General features: G+C 74.0%; 18 protein-coding genes. 12 read left to right on the forward strand and 6 right to left on the reverse strand.

Annotated features, from left to right (window positions below; genetic code table 11):
• Nucleotides 1–66: 66 nt before the first annotated feature.
• The 7 genes from EV385_RS04355 to EV385_RS04385 all read left to right on the forward strand — a co-directional run bounded on the left by EV385_RS04355 (nucleotide 67) and on the right by EV385_RS04385 (nucleotide 10,212).
• The gene (locus EV385_RS04355) at nucleotides 67–993 is read left to right on the forward strand and encodes an EamA family transporter (RefSeq protein ID WP_242624693.1); all 927 of its coding nucleotides are present in this window, start codon (nucleotides 67–69) and stop codon (nucleotides 991–993) included.
• Nucleotides 983–3,955 (forward strand): SWIM zinc finger family protein, encoded by a 2,973-nt coding sequence (locus EV385_RS04360; RefSeq protein WP_242624694.1) that lies wholly within the window; start codon nucleotides 983–985, stop codon nucleotides 3,953–3,955. The genes EV385_RS04355 and EV385_RS04360 overlap by 11 nt, the downstream gene beginning before the upstream one ends.
• On the forward strand, nucleotides 3,952–5,013 hold the full coding sequence (locus EV385_RS04365; protein ID WP_130508283.1) for an ATP-binding protein: 1,062 nt from the start codon (nucleotides 3,952–3,954) through the stop codon (nucleotides 5,011–5,013). Before EV385_RS04360 ends, EV385_RS04365 begins: the two co-directional genes overlap by 4 nt.
• Nucleotides 5,006–7,228 (forward strand): DUF5682 family protein, encoded by a 2,223-nt coding sequence (locus tag EV385_RS04370; RefSeq protein ID WP_130508284.1) that lies wholly within the window; start codon nucleotides 5,006–5,008, stop codon nucleotides 7,226–7,228. Before EV385_RS04365 ends, EV385_RS04370 begins: the two co-directional genes overlap by 8 nt.
• A 42-nt stretch (nucleotides 7,229–7,270) precedes the next feature.
• Nucleotides 7,271–8,440: a VWA domain-containing protein gene (locus tag EV385_RS04375; RefSeq protein WP_130508285.1), complete on the forward strand. Its 1,170-nt coding sequence runs from the start codon at nucleotides 7,271–7,273 to the stop codon at nucleotides 8,438–8,440.
• A gap of 52 nt (nucleotides 8,441–8,492) precedes the next feature.
• Entirely contained in the window at nucleotides 8,493–8,933 is a 441-nt protein-coding gene (locus EV385_RS04380) for a nitroreductase family deazaflavin-dependent oxidoreductase (RefSeq protein ID WP_130508286.1), read from the forward strand.
• Nucleotides 8,934–9,036: 103 nt separating this feature from the next.
• Entirely contained in the window at nucleotides 9,037–10,212 is a 1,176-nt protein-coding gene (locus tag EV385_RS04385; protein WP_130508287.1) for a DUF5925 domain-containing protein, read from the forward strand.
• Between the two features lie 7 nt (nucleotides 10,213–10,219).
• Here the strand turns inward: EV385_RS04385 and EV385_RS04390 are convergent, their stop codons facing one another.
• From EV385_RS04390 to EV385_RS04400, 3 genes are all read right to left on the reverse strand, one after another.
• Entirely contained in the window at nucleotides 10,220–11,644 is a 1,425-nt protein-coding gene (locus EV385_RS04390; RefSeq protein WP_242624695.1) for a multicopper oxidase family protein, read from the reverse strand.
• A 7-nt stretch (nucleotides 11,645–11,651) separates the two neighbouring features.
• Nucleotides 11,652–12,080 (reverse strand): DUF6220 domain-containing protein, encoded by a 429-nt coding sequence (locus tag EV385_RS04395; RefSeq protein ID WP_130508288.1) that lies wholly within the window; start codon nucleotides 12,078–12,080, stop codon nucleotides 11,652–11,654.
• A 110-nt stretch (nucleotides 12,081–12,190) separates the two neighbouring features.
• A complete protein-coding gene (locus EV385_RS04400) occupies nucleotides 12,191–13,408 on the reverse strand; it encodes a glycoside hydrolase family 64 protein (RefSeq protein ID WP_242624696.1) in 1,218 nt (405 codons plus the stop codon).
• A 338-nt stretch (nucleotides 13,409–13,746) separates the two neighbouring features.
• On the opposite strand from EV385_RS04400, the gene EV385_RS04405 reads away from it, so the two are divergent.
• Together EV385_RS04405 and EV385_RS04410 are read left to right on the forward strand one after the other, a co-directional pair.
• Complete coding sequence (locus tag EV385_RS04405) at nucleotides 13,747–14,901, forward strand: glycoside hydrolase family 26 protein (RefSeq protein ID WP_130508290.1); 1,155 nt, start codon at nucleotides 13,747–13,749, stop codon at nucleotides 14,899–14,901.
• Between the two features lie 149 nt (nucleotides 14,902–15,050).
• A complete protein-coding gene (locus EV385_RS04410; RefSeq protein WP_130508291.1) occupies nucleotides 15,051–16,925 on the forward strand; it encodes an IPT/TIG domain-containing protein in 1,875 nt (624 codons plus the stop codon).
• Between the two features lie 177 nt (nucleotides 16,926–17,102).
• Here the strand turns inward: EV385_RS04410 and EV385_RS04415 are convergent, their stop codons facing one another.
• The gene (locus EV385_RS04415) at nucleotides 17,103–17,855 is read right to left on the reverse strand and encodes a hypothetical protein (protein WP_130508292.1); all 753 of its coding nucleotides are present in this window, start codon (nucleotides 17,853–17,855) and stop codon (nucleotides 17,103–17,105) included.
• A gap of 147 nt (nucleotides 17,856–18,002) precedes the next feature.
• On the opposite strand from EV385_RS04415, the gene EV385_RS04420 reads away from it, so the two are divergent.
• On the forward strand, nucleotides 18,003–18,845 hold the full coding sequence (locus EV385_RS04420) for a patatin-like phospholipase family protein (RefSeq protein WP_130508293.1): 843 nt from the start codon (nucleotides 18,003–18,005) through the stop codon (nucleotides 18,843–18,845).
• On the opposite strand, the gene EV385_RS04425 is transcribed toward EV385_RS04420, so the two are convergent.
• A complete protein-coding gene (locus tag EV385_RS04425; RefSeq protein ID WP_130508294.1) occupies nucleotides 18,842–19,501 on the reverse strand; it encodes a hypothetical protein in 660 nt (219 codons plus the stop codon). The genes EV385_RS04420 and EV385_RS04425 overlap by 4 nt on opposite strands.
• 139 nt (nucleotides 19,502–19,640) lie before the next feature.
• On the opposite strand from EV385_RS04425, the gene EV385_RS04430 reads away from it, so the two are divergent.
• Entirely contained in the window at nucleotides 19,641–20,168 is a 528-nt protein-coding gene (locus EV385_RS04430; RefSeq protein WP_130508295.1) for a SigE family RNA polymerase sigma factor, read from the forward strand.
• Nucleotides 20,165–20,878, forward strand: a complete 714-nt coding sequence (locus EV385_RS04435) for a hypothetical protein (RefSeq protein WP_130508296.1) — start codon at nucleotides 20,165–20,167, stop codon at nucleotides 20,876–20,878. Before EV385_RS04430 ends, EV385_RS04435 begins: the two co-directional genes overlap by 4 nt.
• A 102-nt stretch (nucleotides 20,879–20,980) precedes the next feature.
• Here the strand turns inward: EV385_RS04435 and EV385_RS04440 are convergent, their stop codons facing one another.
• On the reverse strand, nucleotides 20,981–21,388 hold the full coding sequence (locus EV385_RS04440; protein ID WP_207229745.1) for a hypothetical protein: 408 nt from the start codon (nucleotides 21,386–21,388) through the stop codon (nucleotides 20,981–20,983).
• Between the last annotated feature and the right edge of the window lie 192 nt (nucleotides 21,389–21,580).

Raw genomic sequence — 21,580 nt, forward strand, 5'->3', positions numbered from 1 at the left:
TTGACAAGGAGAAGAACGCGAGAGAGTCTCTTCATGTCGAGATACTTTACGTCGAGGGAGTTGGTCGTGCGGCGGATCGTTCTGATCACCGCCCTGACCCCGGTCGTCTGGGGCACCACGTACGCGGTCACCACCGAGTTCCTCCCTCCGGACCGACCGCTGCTGGCCGCCACGCTGCGCGCCCTGCCCGCCGGGCTCCTCCTGCTCGCCATGACCCGCCGGCTGCCCCGGGGCGACTGGTGGTGGCGCTCCGCGGTACTCGGCGCCCTGAACATCGGGATCTTCTTCGCGCTGCTGTTCGCCAGCGCGTACCGGCTGCCCGGCGGCATGGCCGCGGTGCTCGGCGCCGCCCAGCCGCTGGTCGTGGCGGGCCTGTCCGTGCTGATGCTCAGCGAGCGCGTCGCCCTGCGTACGGTGCTCGCCGGTTTGGCGGGTGTGGTGGGGGTGGCCATGGCCGTGCTCACGGCCTCGGCCCGGCTCGACCCGATCGGGGTCCTCGCCGGGCTGGGCGGCGCGGTGTCGATGGGGCTGGGCCTGGTGCTGACCAAGCGCTGGGGCCGCCCGGACGCGTCCCTGCTCACGGCGACCGGCTGGCAGCTGGCCGCCGGTGGACTGATGCTGGTGCCGATCACCCTGGCCGTCGAGGGACTGCCGGGCTCGCTCACCGGCGGCAACCTCGCCGGGTACGCCTACCTGTCGGTGGTCGGCACGGCCCTGGCGTACACGGTGTGGTTCCGGGGCCTGGAGCGCCTGCCCACCGCGCAGGTCTCGCTGCTCGCGCTGCTCTCCCCGGTGGTCGCGACCGTGGTGGGCTGGGCGGTGCTCGGGCAACGGCTCACCGCCGCGCAGCTGGTGGGCATGGTGGTGGCGTTCGGCGCCGTACTGGTCGGGTCGCGGGCGCCACGCCGTTCCCGCAGCGAACCGGTGACGGAGGCCCCCGTGACGGTCGAAAGCGTCGTACCGCGCGCCTACAGTGCGGCGTGTGCCCGTTGAACGATGGACGACCGCCGAGCCGGACGGCACCGCCGACCTAGGTGGTGCGGCCCAGCCGCCGGACGTGCCTCGGTGGAACGACGCGCGGGTCGCCGCGCTGGCCCCCGACGCAGGCTCGTTGCGGGCCGCCCGCGCGGTGAGCGGTGCCGGCCACTGGGCGGCCACCGGCCTGCTCGGCGAGATCCTCTGGGGACTGTGCCGGGGCAGCGGCAGCAGCCCCTATCAGGTCTGCGTGGACCTGGCCGGTCCCGCGTACCGGTGTTCCTGCCCGAGCCGCAAGATCCCCTGCAAGCACGCGCTGGGTCTGCTGCTGCGCTGGGTGGACGGTCCCGACCTGCCGACGGAGCCGGCGCCGGCGTTCGCGGCCGAGTGGCAGGCGGCGCGGGCCGCCCGGGCCGCCCGGGCCGCCACACCGCCCGGCGGCGCCCCGGCCGACCCCGCCGGGGCACACCAGCGGGCCCGGCAACGCGCGGAACGCGTGGCGGCCGGGATGACCGAGCTGCGCCGCTGGCTCGACGACCAGGTGCAGCAGGGTCTGGCCGCGGCGGAGCAGGCGGGTCACCGGCCGTACGAGACGATGGCCGCCCGGCTGGTCGACGCGCAGGCACCCGCGGCCGCCACCGCCGTCCGGCGCCTCGGCGGCCTGGTCGGCGTCGGTCCACTGTGGGCTGACCGGCTGCTCGGGGAGCTGGGTCTGCTGCGCCTGCTGGTGGCCGGGCACGAGCGGCTCGACGAGCTGCCGCCCGGCCTGGCCGCCACGGTCCGGGCGCGCATCGGCTTCCCGGTGGCCACCGACGACGTGCTCTCCGGTCCCCGGGTCACCGACCGCTGGCAGGTGCTCGGCCAGGTGGAGACCGACGACGGCGCGCTGACCACCCGGCGGACGTGGCTGCGCGGCGCCGACAGTGGACGGTTCGCCCTCGTGCTGGCGTTCGCGGCGGCCGGCCAGTCGCTCAACCCCGACTTCGCGCCCGGCACCGAGCTGCGCGCCGACCTGTGCTTCTATCCCGGCACGACACCGCTGCGCGCCCTGGTCGCCGAGCGGCACAGCGCCGCGGTGGCCTACGCCGCGCCAGCCGGTGCGCTGCCCGCCCGGGCCGCCCTGGCCGGATGGGCGGCCGCGCTGGCGTCCGATCCGTGGCGTCATGACGCGCCGGTGCTGCTGGCCGGTGTGACACCGACCGGGACGGGCTGGGTGGTCGACACCACCGGCGAGGCGCTGCCGCTGGCACCCGGCCACCACGAGCCGTGGTGGCTGCTGGCGGCGGCGGGCGGCGCACCGGCCACCCTGGCCGCCGAGTGGAGCCCGGCCGGGCTGCGACCCCTCGCCGCCTGGGTCGGCGGGCGGCACATTCCGGCCCCCGCTCCCCTGTTCGACTCCCGCGGCCCCGATCTGCCGCCCGAGCTACCGTCCGACCTGCTCGCGGCGGCGCTGCTGGGTACGGCCCGCCGCCCGTGGACACAGCCCGGCGCACGCCTCGCCGGGCGCACGCTCGCCGGGCCCACTCCACCAGCATCCGCCTCGTCCGGATCTGCGCCGTCAGCGCCGGCGTCGTTGTTGGACGCCGCCGCCACCGCGCTGGCCTACGGGCGGGCGGGCACCACCCCGGCCACCGGTCACCGGCCAGTGGCGGCCGCTCCCCCGGAGCAGGCCGCACCGCTGCCCACGGCGGCCGCGGACCGCCTGCTGCGGCTCGTCGACGGCGACGCTCCCGGCGGCGCCCAGGCGGTGCAGGAGCTGCTGGCCCAGTGGCTGGCGGCGGCGGCGCGGCGCGGCGGGCACGTACCACCGCAGGCCCTGCCCGCGCTGCTGGAGGCCGGGCGGCGCAACGCCACCCTGCGGCCCGCCCTGGGGATGGTCGCGGGGCGGCGCGGCGGCTGGCTCGCCGCGCAGCGGGCGGACTGGCGGTGGCTGCTCGACGAGGCACCCGGCGCCGCCGCCGCCGAACCGGAGGTGTGGCGGACCGGGTCGCCCGGCGAACGGCTGGCGTACCTGGCCCGGATGCGGGCCGACGACCCGGACGCGGCGCGGGACCAGCTGGTGGCCGGCTGGGACACCGAGGCACCCGAGGAACGCGCCCGGTTCGTGGCCGCGCTGTCCGCCGGTCTGTCGGCGGCCGACGAGGCGTTCCTCGAACGGGTGCTCGACGATCCCCGCCGGGAGGTTCGCGAGGCCGCGCTGGAGTTGCTGCGCCGGCTGCCCGCCTCCGGGCTGAGCCGGCGGATGGCGCGGCGGGCACACGCCGCCGTCCGGCTGGAGCGGACACGCGGCGGTGAGCGGCTCGTGGTCGACCCCCCGCAGACCCTGGACCCGGCGCTGCGCCGCGACGGCGTGGGCGCCACCCCGGCCCGGGGCATGGGCATCGGGGCCTGGCTCCTGGAAGAGGTCGTGGCCGGGACCCCGCTCGACACGTGGACCACCGCCCTGCACCGTGACCCGGCGGCCGTCGTGGAGCTCGGCCGGGGACACGACTGGGCGACCCCGCTGCTGCACGGCTGGGCGAAAGCGGCGATCGCCCAGCGCGACCCGGCGTGGGCGGCCGCGCTGCTGGCCGCCGACTCCCGGCGCGGCGCCGCGGGCCTGCGCGAGGCGGTGCGCTGGGATCTGCACCTCATCCTGCCGCCCGCCGAGCTGGGCCGCCTCGCCGCCGACGCGCTGCGCCGGGAGGACCACGTCGCGCACCGGCTGCTGGCCGTCCACCCGGGACGGTGGCCCGACGAGCTGGCCGTGGCGGTGATCGAGACGATCGCGCACCGTGCCCGTACCGACCGGCACAGCTGGCAGCTCGGGGAGCTGTGCCGGGCCGCCGCCATGGCCATGCCGACCGGGTACGCCGGGGCCGTGGCCCGGCTCGCCGCCGAACTGGACGCCGAACCCGCCGACCCGTCCCGGGTCCGCCCGGTCGCCGAGCTGGCCCGGACCCTCACCTTCCGCCACGAGATGCTTCAGGAGTTGCAGTGACCGTTCTGCGCCCGCACGCCGAGGACCAGTACGCCGAGGAGCTGGCCCTGCTGGCCGCCGCCGACGACCGGCCCCGCCCGCCCGGCTGGCGGCTGTCCCCCCAGGCCGTGGTCACCTACCTGCTCGGCGACGGGGCGAAGGTGTCCCCCAAGTACGTGGGCCCGCGCCGGCTCATCGAGGTGGCGGTGTCCACGCTGGCCACCGACCGGGCGCTGCTGCTGCTCGGCGTGCCCGGCACCGCCAAGACGTGGGTGTCCGAACACCTGGCCGCCGCGGTCTCCGGCAACTCGACGCTGCTCGTGCAGGGCACGGCCGGCACGCCCGAGGAGGCCATCCGGTACGGCTGGAACTACGCCCGCCTGCTGGCCGACGGCCCCACGGAGGCCGCGCTGGTGCCCAGCCCGGTGATGCGGGCGATGCAACGCGGCGCGATCGCCCGGGTGGAGGAGCTGACCCGGGTCCCCTCCGACGTGCAGGACGCGCTGATCACCGTACTGTCGGAGAAGTCGCTGCCCGTGCCCGAGCTGAACACCGAGGTGCAGGCGCAGCGCGGGTTCAACCTCATCGCCACCGCCAACGACCGTGACCGGGGCGTCAACGAGCTCTCCAGCGCGCTGCGCCGCCGGTTCAACACGGTGGTGCTGCCCGTCCCGGCGTCCGCGGACGACGAGGTCGAGATCGTGGCCCGCCGGGTGGCCCAGCTGGGCCGGGCGCTGGAGTTGCCCGAGGTGCCGGCCGCGCTGGACGAGATCCGGCGGGTGGTCACCGTGTTCCGGGAGCTGCGCGGCGGGCTCACCGAGGACGGCCGGACGAAGCTCAAGTCCCCCACCGGCACGCTGTCGCCCGCCGAGGCGATCTCGGTGGTGACCAACGGCTTGGCGCTGGCGGCCCACTTCGGCGACGGGCGGCTGCGGGCCGCCGACGTCGCCGCCGGCATCGTCGGCGCGGTCGTCAAGGACCCGGTCTCCGACCGCGTGGTGTGGCGCGAGTACCTCGAGACCGTCGTGCGGGAACGCCCCGACTGGAGCGACTTCTACCGCGCCGCCCGCGATGCCTGAACGGTTGTACGGCATCCGCCATCACGGTCCCGGCTCGGCCCGCGCGCTGGTGCAGGAGCTGGACCGCCAGCGCCCGGACATCGTGCTGATCGAGGGCCCGCCCGAGGCGGACGAGCTGGTGCGCTGGGTCGCCGACGAGCAGCTGGCGCCGCCCGTGGCGCTGCTCGGGTACGCCGTCGACGACCCGCGCCGGGCCGCGTTCTGGCCGTTCGCCGTGTTCTCACCGGAGTGGCAGGCGATGCGCTGGGCGGTGACGCACGGTGTGCCGGTGCGCTTCTTCGACCTGCCGTACGCGTACCACGCGGCCGGTGGCCTGGCGGACGCGCCCGAGGGGCCGGGGGTGCGGGGCCGGTCCCGCCCGGCCGACCCGATCGGGGAGCTGGCCGCCGCGGCCGGGTACGACGACCCGGAACGCTGGTGGGAGGACGTGGTCGAACACCGGGGCATGCCCGCGTTCGCGGCGATCGCCGAGGCCATGACCGCCCTGCGCGAGTCCACCGTGGACGATCCCGAGGATCTGGTCCGTGAGGCGTATATGCGCACCGTGCTGCGGGAGGTGCGCCGTACCCGGGAGAATTTGGCCGTGGTGTGCGGCGCCTGGCACGTACCGGCGCTGGCCCGCCGGATCCCGGCCAAGGACGACGCGGCGCTGCTCAAGGGCCGCCGCAAGACGAAGGTCGCGTGCACCTGGGTGCCCTGGACGTACGGGCGGCTGGCCACGGCGTCCGGCTACGGCGCCGGGGTGCGCTCCCCCGGCTGGTACCACCACCTGTTCGCCACGGCGGAGGAGGTCGTGCCCCGCTGGCTGGTGGAGGCCGCCGGGGTGCTGCGGGCCGAAGGGGTGCCCACCTCGTCGGCGCACGTCATCGAGGCGACCCGGCTGGCCGAGGCGCTGGCCACGCTGCGCGGGCGGCCGCTGGCCGGGCTGGCCGAGGTGACCGAGGCGGCCGAGGCCGTGATGTGCGACGGTGAGCCGCTGCGGACCGAGCTGATCGGCCGCCGGCTCATCGTCGGCGAGCGGCTCGGCGGGGTCCCGGAGGCGATGCCGGCCGTGCCGCTGGCCCGCGATCTGGCGGCGCAGCAGCGGTCCGTACGCCTGAAGCCGGAGCCCGCCGAGCGGGTGCTGGAGCTGGACCTGCGCCGCGACATCGACCTGCGGCGCAGCCGGCTGCTGCACCGGCTGCGCCGGATCGGCGTGCCGTGGGGCGAGCCGGAGGCGGGCCGGCGCGGCACGGGCACGTTCCGGGAGGCGTGGCGGCTGCGGTGGCAGCCGGAGTTCGCGGTCCGGCTCGTGGAGTACAGCATGTACGGCACGACGGTGAGCGCCGCGGCCACCGCGCGGGTCACCGACGCCGCCGGTGCGGCCGCCTCGCTGGCGGAGGTGACCGCGCTGGTGGAGGCATGCCTGCTGGCGGATCTCGGCGAGGCGTATCCGCCGGTGCTGTCGGCGTTGGACGCCCACGCGGCCGCGGACGCCGACGTCGGTCACCTGATGGCCGCCCTCCCGGCCCTGGCCCGCACCCTGCGGTACGGCGACGTCCGCCGCACCGACGTGGCCGGGCTCGCCGCCGTGACCACCAGCCTGTTCGACCGGGTCTGCGCGGGCCTGCCCGCGGCGGCCGGCGCGGTGGCCGACTCCGCGGCGCGGGAGCTGCGCGGGCACCTGGACGGCGTGCATGCCGCGGTGGCGCTGCTCGACGACGCGCCCCTGCGGCAACGGTGGTTCGCCACGCTGGCCACCGTGGCCGCCCGCGCCGACCTGCACGGGCTGCTGGCGGGCCGGATCACCCGGCTGCTGCACGACGCCGGACTCCTCGACGAGGCCGAGGTGCGCCGGCGGCTGCGGCTGCCGCTGACCGTCGGGACGCCCCCGGCGCACGGGGCCGCCTGGGTCGAGGGTTTCCTGGCCGGCGGCGGGTTGCTGCTGGTGCACGACGAGGCGCTGCTGCGTCTGCTGGACGCGTGGCTGGCCGACATCCCGGCCGACGCGTTCGACGAGGTGCTGCCGCTGCTGCGCCGCACGTTCGGCGGGTTCGCGGCGGGTGAGCGGCGGGCCATCGGCGAACGGGTGGCCGGCGCTTCGGCGTCCGGCGCAAGCACCGGCACCGCGATGGGGCCGCTCGACCACGACCGGGCGGCGATCCTACTGCCGACCCTCAGCGCCCTGCTGGGCCACGAGATCCAGGCGCGGGAGACATCAGATGAACGACTCTGAACGCCGTGCCCGGCCCCGAGTTCCACGCGCCGGAGGTGCCCGATGACCGATCCTGACCACCGGGAGCGACTGCGCCGCTGGCGGCTCGTGCTCGGCGGCCCGGCCGAGGACTCCCTCGGCGCCGCCACCGGCCGCGACGGCGCCATGGACGCCGCGCTGGCCGCGCTGTACGACGCCCCCGAGGACGGCGACGGTGACCGGCGCGCGGGCCGCGCGGGCGGGCTCGGCGGTTCCGCCCCCCGCGTCGCGCGCTGGCTCGGCGACATCCGGGAGTACTTCCCCAGCACGGTGGTGCAGGTCATGCAGGCCGACGCGATCGAGCGGCTGGAGCTGACCCGGCTGCTGCTGGAGCCGGAGATGCTGGCGGCGGTGGAGCCCGACGTGCACCTCGTGGGCACCCTGCTGTCGCTCAACCGGGTCATGCCCGCCGAGGCCAAGCAGGCGGCCCGGCGGGTGGTCCGCACGGTCGTCGACGACCTGGAGCGGCGCCTCGCCCAGCGCACCCGCGCGGCGGTCGCGGGCGCGCTGAACCGGGCGGCCCGGATCCGCCGTCCCCGGCACGCCGACATCGACTGGGACCGTACGATCCGCGCGAATCTGCGGCACTACCAGGTGGCACATCGGACGGTGATCCCGCAGCGGCTGATCGGCTACGGCCGCCGCGCCTCGGCGGTGCACCGCGACGTCGTGCTCTGCGTCGACCAGTCCGGCTCGATGGCCTCCTCGGTGGTCTTCGCGGGGGTGTTCGCGGCCGTGCTCGCCTCGGTGCGGTCCCTGCGGACCTCGCTGGTGGTCTTCGACACCGCGGTGGTCGACCTGACGGAGCAGCTCAGCGATCCGGTCGAGGTGCTGTTCGGCACCCAACTGGGCGGTGGCACGGACATCAACCGGGCGCTGGCGTACACCCGGCAACTCGTCACGCGGCCCCGGGACACCATCGTGGTGCTGGTCAGCGACCTGTACGAGGGCGGCTCCCGGGAACAGATGCTGCGCCGGGTGGCGGAGTTGACCACCGCCGGGGTGCAGGTGGTGGCGCTGCTGGCGCTCTCGGACGAGGGGGCTCCGGCGTACGACCACGAGAACGCGGCGGCGCTCGCGGCGCTCGGGGTCCCCGCGTTCGCCTGCACGCCGGACGCGTTCCCGGAGCTGATGGCGGCGGCGATCGAGCGGCGCGACCTCGTGGCGTTCGCCCAACGCCACACTATGGGCTAAATCAGTGTCTACTGTGCATGCGATGTCGAACCGACCGGCAGAGGGGATCACCATGCCATTGACCGGAGAGTACGAACCCAGCCCTACGGACTGGGCCCGCAAACAGGCCGAGTCGTACGAGGAGACCGGCGGCGCCGAGGCCGGCACCCTCCGGGGCCTGCCCGTCGTGGTGCTGACCTCGGTGGGGGCCAGGACCGGCAAGCTGCGCAAGACCCCGCTCATGCGGGTGGAGCACGACGGCCGGTACGCGGTGGTCGGCTCGCTGGGCGGCGCCCCGAAGCACCCGGTGTGGGTGTACAACGTGCGCAAGCACCCGCGGGTGGAGTTGCAGGACGGCGCCGACCGGCGCGACTATCTCGCACACGAGACCGAAGGCGCGGAGCGCGACCAGTGGTGGGAACGGGCGGTCGCCGCGTTCCCCGACTACGCGGATTACCAGCGCAAGACCGAGCGGGTCATCCCGGTGTTCGTGCTCACTCCCGCCACGGACTGACCGGCGGGAGGCGCCCGGCGCCGGGTGCCCGTCTGCTCCGCCGTGGTCAGAGACCTGCGAAAACGGGATGCCGCTTCGGCCATCCTGGTCGATCATGGAAGGCATGCGTGCCCCCCACCAGACCGTCGACCGGCCAGGCGGCCGCGCCGTGGAACAGGCGGTCAACCCGTCCGCGTCCACCGGCGCCGCCGCCCGGTCGCGCGCGCCCGGCGCGGTGCCGGTGTCCGGCAGCCTCGACGACGCCGACCGGCTGGTGGACGTGGTGGACCTGCTGGCCCTCGACGCGTTCACGACCGGGCGGGAGCCGTTCGGCCGGACCAGCACGCTGGAGAACGTCCGGGCGGATGCCCCGCTCAGCACCGACGACGCCCGCGTCGTGCGGGACGCGGGCGAGGAGGACATCCACGGCCGCCTCGCCGTGGGTGACGGGTGGACCCTGCACGTGATCCGGTGGCCGCAGAGCCGGCGCGCCCGGGTGACCGTCACCGCGACCACCGCGGAACTGGCCGAGCGCGTGCTGGCGAGCGTGACCGAGGGCGCGGTGGAGCCGCCCGCGCCCGCGGCCGACACCGTACCGATCGGCTTCTGGCATTTCGGCCAGCACGGGCCGCGCCGGGTGCCGCGCGAGATCGACGCGGCCGGGTGGCAGCGGATCCGACACAACTACGCGAGCCCGGTGGCCCGCACCCTCGAGCAGCTCATGGCCCTGGACGGCACGTCGATCAACGGCCGCCTGCTGCTCCTGCACGGGGAACCGGGCACGGGTAAGACCACGGCCCTGCGGGCGCTGGCCCAGCAGTGGCGTTCCTGGTGCCAGGTGGACTGTGTGCTGGATCCGGAGCGGCTGTTCAGCGATCCCGCGTATCTGATGAGTGTCGCGTTGGGCGGCGGGGACGACGACGAGCCGCGCTGGCGGCTGCTGATGCTGGAGGACTGCGACGAGCTGATCAGCGGCCAGGCCAAGGCGAACGCCGGGCAGTCGCTGTCGCGGCTGCTCAACCTGACCGACGGGCTGCTCGGCCAGGGCCGCCACGCACTCATCGCGATCACCACGAACGAGGACCTGGCGTCGCTGCATCCGGCCGTCGTGCGTCCGGGCCGCTGCCTGGCCAGCATCGAGGTCGGCCGGTTGCCGTACGCCGAGGCGGTCACCTGGCTGGGCCGCCCGACGGGCATCGGCCCGGACGGCGCCACCCTGGCCGAACTGTACGCGCTGCGCGCCGACGCCCGGCCCTTCACGGTCACCGCGGCACCGCCCGCGACCGGCCTCTACCTCTGAGTCAGCCCTACTCGGGCTGGTTGCCGGCCGCCCCACCGACCCGGTACGGCGTGCTCACGCCGTGGTAGGCGAGGTGGGCCAGCAGCCCCTCCGCCGCGTGCTGCAGGTTGTGGCAGTGATCAACCCAGATGCCCGGATTGTCCGCGACGAACGCGATCTCGTACGTCTCGTCGTCGCCCACGTCGAGGGAGTCCACCCACCACGGGCTGCCGGTGGCCGCGGCCCCGTTGCGGCTGAGCACCACGGCGTGATGGCCGTGCAGGTGCATGGGGTGCACCTCACCGCTGGTGTTCGCGATCGTCATCCGCACGACGTCGCCGGTGGTGACCATGAACATCGGCAGGTCCGGGAACAGGTGCCCGTTGACCGTCCACCACAGACCGGGGCGGCCGTCGAGGAACCCGGGGCGGCGGCCGACCTCGTACCGGAAGACCCGGGTGGCCTTGGCGGGGTCGAAGCCGAGCGGGGCGGGCGTGCCGTAGCCGAGCAGGTCGAGGGTGGCCCGCGGCTGCGCCGTGGCGGGCGCGTCCGGGCCGGGGCCGACGACCAGCGCCGTGCCCGCACCCACCTCGACCCGGGCTCCGGTGTCCGGCACGGTGAACGCCACGTCGATCCGGCCGCCCGCGGTGACGAGCACGGCGGTGTCCGAGACCGGTGTCGGCTCGTGCACGTCCCGCCCGTCCACCGCCTCCACCCGGTACGCGGCGCCGCTCACCCAGACCCGGATCGGCCCGGCGTCGGTGTTGATGACCCGGGCGCGCACGCTGACGCCGGGCCGGGCGGCGAGGTGGCCCACTCCCGGGCGCCCGTTGACCGTGCGCCGCCCGCCGTACGTGTGCACCGCGACGACCGGGTCCGCGTCGAACCCCGGCTGGGGCGCCGGGGCGGGCGTGACCACCAGCGCGCCGAACAGCCCCAGCCGGACCTGCTCGTGGCCGACCTGATGGGAGTGGTACCAGTAGGTTCCCGCGTCGCGGACGACGAACCGGTACACGTGGGACCCGCCGCGCGGCACCGCGTCCTGGGTGACGCCCGCGACGCCGTCCTCGGCGTTGGGCACGTCCACCCCGTGCCAGTGCAGGGTGACCCCGTCCGGCACGGACTCGTTGACCAGCCGGACCTCGACGAGCTGACCCTGCCGGGCCCGGATCTCCGGTCCGGGCGACACGTGGTTGAGCGTGTACCCGGCCCCTTCCCGGCGCGCGGTGAGGGCGACCGACACGTCGGCGGGGCCGGATGGGCCGGTCAGGTCGGTGACGCTCAGGCCACCGGCGTGCCCGTGGCCGGGCGGGCCGCCACCGTCGTCGGGATACCCCATGGCGGCCATGTCGTAGCTGTCCGGCACGAGGCTGCGCTGCCAGAACCAGCCGAGCGGCCCGAGCACGGCCAGGGCCGCCACCACGGCGACGACGAGGCGCAGGCGGGCGGACACGGCCCGGTCAGGCCGGGGTGGCCGGGGCGGCCGCGGCCTCACCGGCGCGGCGCGCCTTGGCGGCGGCGACCGAGGCCACCCCCGCCACCGCGAACGCGTTGATCCCGTGCAGCAGGCCCACGAACGGCGCGGACGCCCCGGCGGTGCCCAGCACCACCTGGAGCAGGACCACGCCGAGGGTGATCGCGGCCCACATCACCCCGCCGGGCACCTTGGCGAAGAACGCGACCACGAGCAGCAGCACCGCGATCGTGGGCAGCACCATCATGCCGATGACCTCGTGCGCCTCGTGGCCGCCGTTCAGCGTGTTCTTGTCGAACACGCCGCCGGAGTCGGTGTCGTGCAGGACCGCGAACCAGGCGTACGCGACGGTGGCGGCCTGGACCACGACGCCGACGGCGATCAGCAGGGCCAGGACCCGGTAGGCGGTGCGCATCTGCGCCTCCTGTGCAGCGGCGGGACGAGACCGGCACAGGCTAGTGGATGCCGCCGCGCCGCCCGGGCACGCCCCGGCGTGGCGTGGTCAGCGACGCGGCGGCCGAGCGTTCAGTCCAGCGCGTCGAGCGTGATGGACGCCTGCGCCGGCGCCCCGTCGTGCACGAGCGACTCGTGGGCGCCGACGTCGTCGAAGGCGAACGCGTACGCCCGGCCGTCCACCATCTGCGCGTGCACCAGGCGGGCGTACTCGTTGGTGACGGCGTCGGCGTAGAACCCGCCCGCCTCGGTGTACGGCTGGTCCGCGCTGGACAGCAGCGTGCCGCGGTTGTATCCGGCGCACAGGGTTCGCGAGATGGGACCGCGGACCAGGTCGTTGGGGGCGTCGAGTTGCTTGTAGCAGCCGAGGATGCTGTCGGAGTCCGGCCTGCCGAAGGTGGTGACGACCTGCCCGGCCGCGTTCGTGAACGTCATGACGTCGCCGGTGACCCGGCCGTAGTACTCGATCTCGGGCGACTGGGCGAACGGGGCGACGGTCAGGGTCTGTCCGCGGTACCGGGCCCAGACCCGGTTAACGTAGTCGTCCAGCAGGGTGCGGGGCAGGTCGCCGGCCTCGATGCCGTGGCCGGGCGCCACGGCCCGCAGGACGGTGCCGTCGGCGCGGGTACGGATCAGGCCCGCCCACCCGCCGGGCAGGCCCCGCAGTGCGGCGAAGAACGCCTGGTAGCCGCCGGGCTTGAGCCGTCCGGTGCTGAGGGTGGTGCCGTCGGCCCTGGTGAGCCCGACCGAGTACGGGGCGGAGAACATGTCGACCTGGGTGCTGTTGATCCACAGGCCGTCGTCGTTGAGGGTGTATTCCGTCCAGTTGAACAGGATGTCCGCGTTGGGGTCGGTCGGGCTCTGCACCGCGGGCTGGACGAGGCCGCCGGTGGCGAGCCGGAAGACGAGCTTGCGGCCGTACGAGAAGTAGACCCGGCCGGAGAACTTCGGCATCCGGATCGTGAGGCTGGCGCCGTCGGCGGGTCCGGCGATCGAGGCGTCCGGTGCGTCCACGGGCGGTGAGCCGCCACCGGGCCAGGGGTGGAAGGTGCCGTTCGCGTCGGCCCAGCCCTGTTGGCCGGTGCTGAGCAGGGTGCCGATGTTGTAGACGTACACGTGTTCGCCGCGACCGGAGTGGTTGGCGATGGTCAGCGGGATCGTGTCGGCCGTGACCGCGGCCTCGGCGCCGGTCGTCGGGATGGCCGTGACGACGGCGCTGACACCGACCGCGAGTGCGGCGGCGACGGCCGCGAGGCGGCGTCGGCGGGGCTGGCGAGGTTGCTCGAACACGGTGGAACCCCCTGGCAACGTCGGGTCCGCCGGCGCGGGGACGGCGCCGGCGGTGGCGGGACGGTGCTTCACGGCCGTGAGAGCGCTCTCAGCATCCGTGGAGTAAGTCATGCTTGTCAATGCTGCGTTAACGCCAGATTGCGGAATGCGATCGGACGGAACCGCACTTTCGGGTTGATCCCGCCCGGCAACACGCCGCCTCCGCAGGTGGGGCGTCAGATGAGCGTCCCGGCGGCGGCTACCCTCGGTGGCGACGGCGCGCGAGTACGCGCCGACCACCGCCGGCCCGACGCCGCGCCCGCGGGCAGCCCGCACACCTGCCAGGAGGCTTCTTCCGCATGGCCAGCAAGCCCGCGTCCAGCCGACGCTCCCTCTGGATCGCGACGGGCACGGTGGTCCTCGCACTGCTCGGGCTGGGCGCGGCGACCGCCGTGCAGACGAGAGCCGAGACCAACCACACGGCACCGGCGCCCCCACCGGTCACCCGCGTCCCCGCGCAACCCCCGGCCGCCTCCACACCGACCGGTGGGCCCGTCACCACCCCGCCGGAGCGCTCGGCGCGCACCCTGGTGGCCCTCCCGAGGGCCGCGGGCGCCTGGCCCGGACCGAACGGCCTGTCCGGCGTGAACGGCGACCCCGTACTGGACGCCGCGAGCGTGGCGCAGTTCTGCTCCGCCCGTGGCCGGGCCTGCCGGGTCGCGCAGACCTACACCGACCGGACCACCTACGAGACCATGACCAGCGGCACCGGTTGGACGTTCGAGTACTTCGCCAACTTCGACGGTGTGCTGGTCATCTCGCAGGGCCTGGTGCCGATCGGCGGCGAGGCCGCGCTGCCCGCCTGCGCGCGGGGCGAGTTCGACGAGTCCTGGCGCAACTTCGGCAATCTCATGGTCCAGCACGGCCGCGGTGACTCGATCGTACGGTTGGGGTGGGAGTTCAACGAGCGCACGAGCCCGTGGGGGGCGACCGACGCGCAGACCTGGATCGCCTGTTACCGCCACGCCGCCGACGCCATTCGCGCCACGAACCCCGCCGTGCTGTTCGACTGGACCATCAACGCGCACAGCACGCCGCGCCACCTCTGCGGTGGCCTGAGCACGAACTGCTACCCGGGCGACGAGTACGTCGACATCATCGGCATCGACAACTACGACCACTATCCGTGGTCGCCCACGAAGGCGGACTTCGACCGCGTCGCCGCGCGCCCCGAGGGCCTCACCTGGCTGTACGAGTTCGCGCTGCGCCACGGCAAGCCGTTCGCGGTGGGTGAGTGGGGCGTGGTGCCGACCGGGGACGCCGGAAAGGAGAACCCGGAGTTCGTGCGCTGGATGCATGAATGGTTCGCGGCGCGAGCGCCCCATCTGGCCTATGAGGCGTATTTCTCCAACTGTGACGCCGGAGGTGTCCAGTCCAGCCTGTTCCGGGTGGACCCACGCTGCACGGGCAATCCGGGCTCGGCCAAGGTCTACCGGGGACTGTTCGGCCCCTAAAAAGGTACAAATCTAATCAAGTTCATCACTCTCCGCATTTGTCCGGAATAGCCGAGTTAGGCTCCGAGCGAGATGGCCCGGTGACGCCGCTGCGCGCGCGGGCCCACCCATCCATGAGCGGTTCACAGAAACCGTAGGAGGACCCTCGCATGCGGAAGTCCCAACGTAGGGCCGGCGCGCACTGGTTACGCGCCGGTATCGCGACAGCGGCGGTGGCCACCGCCGTCTTCGCAACCAGCACCGCCGCCTTCGCGGTCGACGTAACGGTCACCATCACCAACTCACCACTGTCCGGACCACTGGGCGGCAGCACCATCAGCTTCACCGGTACCAACGTGTTCAACGGCATCACCACGCCGACCGGACGCGTCACGACCCTCGCCACCTGTCCCACCACATTCGGCACCGGCTCGACCGCCACGAGTGTGATCGTGACCGTGACGAAGGACGGGACCACCCCCGCCGACGGTGGTACGGCAGCCGTGCCCGCCGCGGTCGGATTGGGCAGCTGGCGGCTCTGCCTCTACGCGAGCTCCGCCTCGACGGCGGCCATCGCGGGTCACTCGTCCAACCTGTACAGCGTCATTGAAGCCACGACGACCGCGAGCCCGACGAGCGGCGGCTCCGGTCTCGCCACCCCGATCACGCTCTCGAGCACCGACCCGTTCCTGCAGACCGTCACCACGCTCGGTGGACTCTTCAGCACCGCGGCGACCTGCCCGGCCCTGTACACGACCACGGGCGTCACCAACGCCACCCCGACGAAGGTCGCGACACCCGTGGCGCCGACGCCCGCGAACGGCGCTGCCTCGATAACCGCGCCCGCCACGCTCGCGAACGGCACGTACAGCGTGTGCCTCTACAACGGCACCGCCGCCAACACGAGCAAGCTCGTCGGCAAGAGCGAAGCTGCCTTCAATGTGCTTCCCGGCGTCGCCATCAATCCGGCCGTCGGGCCGTCGGGCGTAACCACGCCGATCACCGTCACCGGGTCGACCGCGTTCCTGACCGGGGTCACCGGACAGCCGGGCGTCACGCTCAACCGCAACGGTTGCCCGGGAACGTACGGCGGCGGTAGCGGCCAGGAGAATGCCACCGGCGTTACCAAGATCACCAACAGCAAGCTCGTCGCCACCGTGCCGGCCACCGTCGCGCTGCTTCCCGGCCCGCCTGCCGAGACGACCGCGGCGTACAACGTGTGCACCTACGCCGGCTCCGCCGCCGGTGACGTGCTCATCGCGGCCGCGGGCACCTACACGATCGCGCCCAACGTCACGCTCGGCATCGTGGGGCCGCCGGCGGTCGCGCCGGTCACGCCGACCGCTGGCCCGGCCCAGGGCGGCAGCACCGTGACCATCAACGGTTCGGGCTTCCCGACCGCCCCCGGCGCAGCCGTGAGCGTGTCCCTCGGCGGTAGCCCGCTGACCAACGTGACCGTGGTGTCGTCCAGCGCGATCACCGGCGTCACCACGGCACACGCTCCTGGGCCCGCCACGCTGAGCGTCACCACGGCCGCCGGAACGAAGACCGCGAGCAACGCGTACACGTTCTCGTACGGCATCTCCGTCACGCCGAACACGGCCGCGCCCAGCTCGACGGTGTTCCTGGACATCCTGGGCGCCGGATTCTCGGGCCTGACCTTCGGCACCGGCAACCCGACGATCCCGGCGGCTGCCTCGCCCGCTCCGGCCGACAACGCCCGCGTCTTCCTGGTCGACAACAACGGCTACCGTGCGCCCGGCACGGCGGGCACGCCACCGGCGACCGCGGGTTCCTGGACGAACGCGCCGGTCCAGGAGTGCACCGGCGTGATCCCGATCAGCGACGCGGAGATCATCTGTTCGCTCGACCTGTCCAACACACTGGACACCGACGGCACGCAGAACGCTCCGGCGGTGGCCGTGCCGACCGGCACGTACACGGTCATGGTGGTCTCCGACGCCACACCGGGCGCGACCCTGGTCGCGGGCACGGACACGTCGATCATCTCCAGTGGTTCGACGTTCACGGTCTCCTCGTTCTGACCGGTGCACCGCACTGATCGTCTGATCCGAAAGGACGATCGCCTGACCAAGAAGTGAAGTACCAACGGCGGCCCGGAGCGAGCGCTCCGGGCCGCCGCCACGTGCCCACCAGGTGCGCGCGACAGAAACCGGCCCGGCCGCGCTGCGCGGCCGGGCCGGTCGAGGTGGGTGCGGGCCTCAGCCCATGGCTGCCAGCGTACGGTCGATGACGGCGGCGCTGTTCGCTGGGGACGGTCGCCCGGAGGACTTCACGGCAATCGTGAAGACGCTGCGGCTGGCGCTGGTGTTCCAGCAGATCAGCATCGTCGGGCGCACCTTGGCCTCGGTGTTGGTGCTGCTCCGGATCCGCTGGGTGCAGCGGGCGTCGCCCGCCTTCGTCCCCTTGTCGGCCACCCAGCCGAGCGGGCCGTACCGGGTGAGGTCCTTACGGGCCGAAAAGACCGTGACGGTCTCGCCGCCGCGCCGCACCGTCGTGGTGGTCACATCCTGCGGAGAGACCGGAACCGCCGGGCCCGGCAGCGGGCGATGGATCTTCTTCCCGGCCGAGCGCGCGGCCTTGCGCACCTCGGCGATCTGCTCCGCGGTGGTCTTCGGGCGCGGGGTCGTCGGGCTGGACGCGGCGTTCTGCTTGACTCCCGCCTTCGGCGCGGCGGCGTGGGACGCGGTCCCGCCCGCCCCGGTCGCGCTGGTGGCCCCACCGGTCGTGCCCGTCGCCGGGAGCGGCGCAGCGCCCGTGTCGGCGGTGCGGGCGGCGTGCTCGGACGTGCGTTCGGCAGCCAGATAGGCCCCGGCGCCCAGGATGGCGACGAGGCCGATCCCCCCGGCGAGGATCTGCTTGCGGTGCCGGGAACGGCGCACCACGGCGGACGCGTACATGCCGTCCGGCACGGGCTGCCCGGGGGCGGAGTCGTCGTGCTCTGCGTTGCGCATGCTGGAAAGTCCTTTGCGGGTCTCGACTGGGTCGCCCCGCGGGGACGGCCCCGAACATCCATCGTCCCATCCGTACGGATATATCGGGCCAAAACAAGGCGCATTCGTCCACTGGTGGGTCATCGATGGCCGTGCTTGGATGGCGCCATGACGGGTGACCGCAGAGCACTGGTACTGGGCGGGGGCGGCGTCACGGGCGTCGCCTGGGAGATCGGCCTGCTGTACGGCCTCGCCGAGCACGGCCTCGACCTGACCGGCGCCGACCTGTTCGTCGGCACCTCCGCGGGTTCCGTGGTGGCCGCCCAGGTGACCACCGGCAACCCCTTGGAACACATGTACGCCGCCCAGCGCGCGGCCGCCACCGGGGAGATCGCGGCCCGGATCGGCGTCGGGTTCTACCTGCGCTTCGCGGTGGCGGGCCTGTGGCCCGGCGACCGCCGCCAGGCCCGCGCCCGGATCGGCCGGGCCGCGCTGCGCGCCCGTACGGCGGCGACCGAGGCCGAACGCCGCGCGGTCATCGCGCGCCGAATCGAGACGGACGAATGGCCTGACCAGCGGCTGCTCATCCCCGCCGTCGCCGCGGAGTCCGGCGAAACGAAGGTCTTCGACAAGGACAGCGGCGTGTCCCTGGTCGACGCGGTCGCGGCGAGCTGCGCGGTCCCCCTGGTCTGGCCGCCGATGACCGTGAACGGAACCCGGTACGTCGACGGCGGCGTGCGCTCGGTGGCCAACGTCGACCTCGCCAAGGGCCACGAGCGGGTCGTGGTGATCGCGCCGATGTCCCGCTCCGCCCGCCGCGCGGGCCGCCCGGATGCCCAGGCCGCGGCGCTGGGCCCGGGTGTGCGTTCCGTCGTGGTGGGCCCCGACGCCGCCGCCGTCACGGCGATCGGGCCCAACGCGCTCGACCCGGGCCGCCGTGCGCCCGCCGCCGAAGCGGGGCGGGCGCAGGCGGCCGCGGCCGTGGCGCGGATCCGCGAGGTCTGGACCTAGCCGACCCCGACACCGGCGTTGCCCGTGGGAAGCTTGCGGCCACCCTGGTCGTACGCGGCGAGCTTCCCGATCCCCTTGACGGCCGGGTCGAACCAGAACACCACCACGGAGCGGTCCTCGCTCCACCGCGCCTGATGCGCGGTGACCGTACGGCCGTTCGCGCGGCCGGTGATCCGGGCCGCGGGACCGGCGTAGTAGCCGAAGGTCGGCGACTGACCCGCCTCGATGCCCATCCCGGCCTGGACGGCGTGGAATCCGGGCGCCCGGTCGGAACCCGTGACCTCGTTGGTCATGACGTCCGCGGTGAGCGTGCCGCCGGGCAGGCGGCGCCCGGCCATCACGCCGAAACGCACCTTCGGCAGCGCCGGCTCCGCGACCGGCACCCCGTAGAACACCCAGGAGCCCTCGCGGGCGGCGATGCCACTGTCGATGACCGCGCCGATCGGCTCGGGCTTCGGCGGGCTGGGGTCGGGCCGCCTGGTTGCGGCACTGGTCGACGGCACGGGCGCGGCCGGGGCCGCTCCCGCTCCGGCGGCCGCGCCACCGGTCCGGCCGGTCATCCCGGCGTTGGCGGCCACCGTGCCGACGGCGATGACGGCGGCGCAGGCCACGGCCGAGCCGCCCGCGTACAGCCAACGGGTCCTCGTGCTTTTCATGGGGTGGATCCCCTCCTCGATGATCGCGTGGTGTGGTGCGCAGATCGAGACGGGTGGTCGCGGCGAAAAGTTGCCGCCGTGGCCGGCAACCTTTCGGGGCCCCCGCTCGTAGTTGCGGCCGTGGCAGAGATGGCAGCGCATGGCGCGCGGTGACGACGAGTTCGTCGAGTTCGCGACGGCGAGCTCGGCGCGGCTACAGCACGTGGCGTTCCTGCTGACCGGCGACCGGCACGAGGCCGAGGACGCGGCGCAGGCCGCGCTGGTGCGCACGTACGCGGCATGGTCGCGGGTCCGCCGCCGCGACGCCTACGCGTACGCCCGGACGGTGCTGGCCAACCTGGTCACCGACCGGTGGCGCCGCCCGCTGCGCGAGTACGCCACGGAACAGGTGCCCGAGGGGCCGGTTCCCCGCGACCTGGCCGACGACGTGACCCGGCGGCGCTGGCTGTTCGGCGCGCTGGACGTGCTCTCACCCCGGGAACGGGCGGTGATCGTGCTGCGGCACTACGTGGATCTGTCCGAGGCGGAGGTGGCGCGGGAGCTGAGCCTCTCCCTCGGCACCGTCAAGAGCCTCAACTCTCGGGGCCTGGCCAAGCTGCGGGTCGCGGTGGACTCACCACCCGTGCCGGGCCAACGGAGGAATCAGGAGAGCGGAGTACACCGATGACCGACCTCGACGACCTGCGCGACGCGTTGCAGTCGCCGCCGGGCTTCGCGCCCCGGGTCCTCGACCTGGATCAGGTCATGGCGGCCGGGGGCCGGTTGCGCCGCCGGCGCCGGCTCGCCGTGGGCGCAGCCTCCGCGTTGGCCGTGGCCGTCCTGCTGGTCGGTGGCGGCCAGGTGGCCCGGCTGGCGGGCGGCCCGCCCCCGGCGCCGGCGAATCCCGCCCAGGTGGCGGACGTTCCGGACGGCCGGGTTCTGGGCGAGGTCATGCCGACCGGGGTACGCACCGGCGCCGCCGAATGGGTGATCTACGCACAACCCGTCGAGCTGCCTGGCCAGTCCGGCGTTCGTTTCGGGTTCCAGCTCGGCCGCCGGTCCGCCGACGGGTCCCTGCGGGACGAGGTCATGACGAACGACGTCGAGGGCTCGGACCGGGCCCCGGGTTTCCATGCCGTGCAGCGGGCCATGACCATCGACGCCGGGACGACGCTGACCTTCGGCTACTACGTCGGTTCACCGGCGACCATCACCGCCCGCGCGGGCGGCCGCACGGTGACCGCCGAACGCGCGGTGTGGAGCGAGGACCCGTCCGTCACCGTGTTCTGGTTCCGGCCGCGTGACGTCACGCCGAACACGAAACTGACCAAGTTGACCGCCAAGGACGCGCAGGGCCGGGTGCTGCCTGCCGGCGACACCACGGTCGGCGTGGGCTGACCCGGGCGGCCCGGGGGCCGGGATGGCGGACACCGGCCCCCGGGGCGCTCGCGGGCCGACCCGCGGGGAGAACCCCTCGCGCGGTCGGACCGACCCCTGAGGTCAGTCGCGCAAAGTCCTGCGGAGGCGCGCGGCAAGGCCGAGCGGGCTGGGCGGGGCCGAGACCGTGCCGGGACGCGGCGCGGCCGCCACGCGGTCGCGCGGGGTGGCCGGGCGGCTGGCCGCGCCCGCCCGGTCGTAGTCCGCCGTGGCGATGGCCTCGACGATCTGGGCGTCGCCGAAGTTCTCCGACCCCGGGATGGAGGGCACGAAGCCGACCAGCATGCCGTCGCGCATGACCTGGGCTTCCAGACCGGCCGTACCGTCGGTGTCCCAGACCGCCTCACGCCCGCCGGTCAGCACGACGCGGATGCCGTGCCGGGTAAGGCCGGCATGTGGCAATTTCACATGCGCGAAAACGTTGCGGGTTTGCAGTGCCTCGACGATCCGGGCGGCTCGCTCTGCATCCATGTTCTGAAATTAAGGGACGAATATGTGGGCACCCTGAAGGCCGGCTGAAGAGCCGGTGAGAGTGGTACCACTATTCGCGCACGTAACATCACTGCATGGCATAGATGCAGGTCGCATCGACGGATGTTACTACGAGGTAACACAGATGTCACTGTGTTTCTTTACCTCTGCTCTTGACTTACTCTGCGGTAA

The sequence above is a fragment of the Krasilnikovia cinnamomea genome, from assembly GCF_004217545.1.
Lineage (GTDB): Bacteria > Actinomycetota > Actinomycetes > Mycobacteriales > Micromonosporaceae > Actinoplanes > Actinoplanes cinnamomeus.

Excerpts from the sequence above, each read along its gene's own strand:
- EV385_RS04370 (WP_130508284.1), top strand. The coding sequence starts at position 5,006 with ATGCCTGAACGGTTGTACGGCATCCGCCATCACGGTCCCGGCTCGGCC.
- EV385_RS04375 (WP_130508285.1), top strand. The coding sequence starts at position 7,271 with ATGACCGATCCTGACCACCGGGAGCGACTGCGCCGCTGGCGGCTCGTG.
- EV385_RS04380 (WP_130508286.1), top strand. The coding sequence starts at position 8,493 with ATGCCATTGACCGGAGAGTACGAACCCAGCCCTACGGACTGGGCCCGC.
- EV385_RS04385 (WP_130508287.1), top strand. The coding sequence starts at position 9,037 with ATGCGTGCCCCCCACCAGACCGTCGACCGGCCAGGCGGCCGCGCCGTG.
- EV385_RS04395 (WP_130508288.1), bottom strand. The coding sequence starts at position 12,080 with ATGCGCACCGCCTACCGGGTCCTGGCCCTGCTGATCGCCGTCGGCGTC.
- EV385_RS04405 (WP_130508290.1), top strand. The coding sequence starts at position 13,747 with ATGGCCAGCAAGCCCGCGTCCAGCCGACGCTCCCTCTGGATCGCGACG.
- EV385_RS04410 (WP_130508291.1), top strand. The coding sequence starts at position 15,051 with ATGCGGAAGTCCCAACGTAGGGCCGGCGCGCACTGGTTACGCGCCGGT.
- EV385_RS04415 (WP_130508292.1), bottom strand. The coding sequence starts at position 17,855 with ATGCGCAACGCAGAGCACGACGACTCCGCCCCCGGGCAGCCCGTGCCG.
- EV385_RS04420 (WP_130508293.1), top strand. The coding sequence starts at position 18,003 with ATGACGGGTGACCGCAGAGCACTGGTACTGGGCGGGGGCGGCGTCACG.
- EV385_RS04425 (WP_130508294.1), bottom strand. The coding sequence starts at position 19,501 with ATGAAAAGCACGAGGACCCGTTGGCTGTACGCGGGCGGCTCGGCCGTG.
- EV385_RS04430 (WP_130508295.1), top strand. The coding sequence starts at position 19,641 with ATGGCGCGCGGTGACGACGAGTTCGTCGAGTTCGCGACGGCGAGCTCG.
- EV385_RS04435 (WP_130508296.1), top strand. The coding sequence starts at position 20,165 with ATGACCGACCTCGACGACCTGCGCGACGCGTTGCAGTCGCCGCCGGGC.
- EV385_RS04440 (WP_207229745.1), bottom strand. The coding sequence starts at position 21,388 with ATGGATGCAGAGCGAGCCGCCCGGATCGTCGAGGCACTGCAAACCCGC.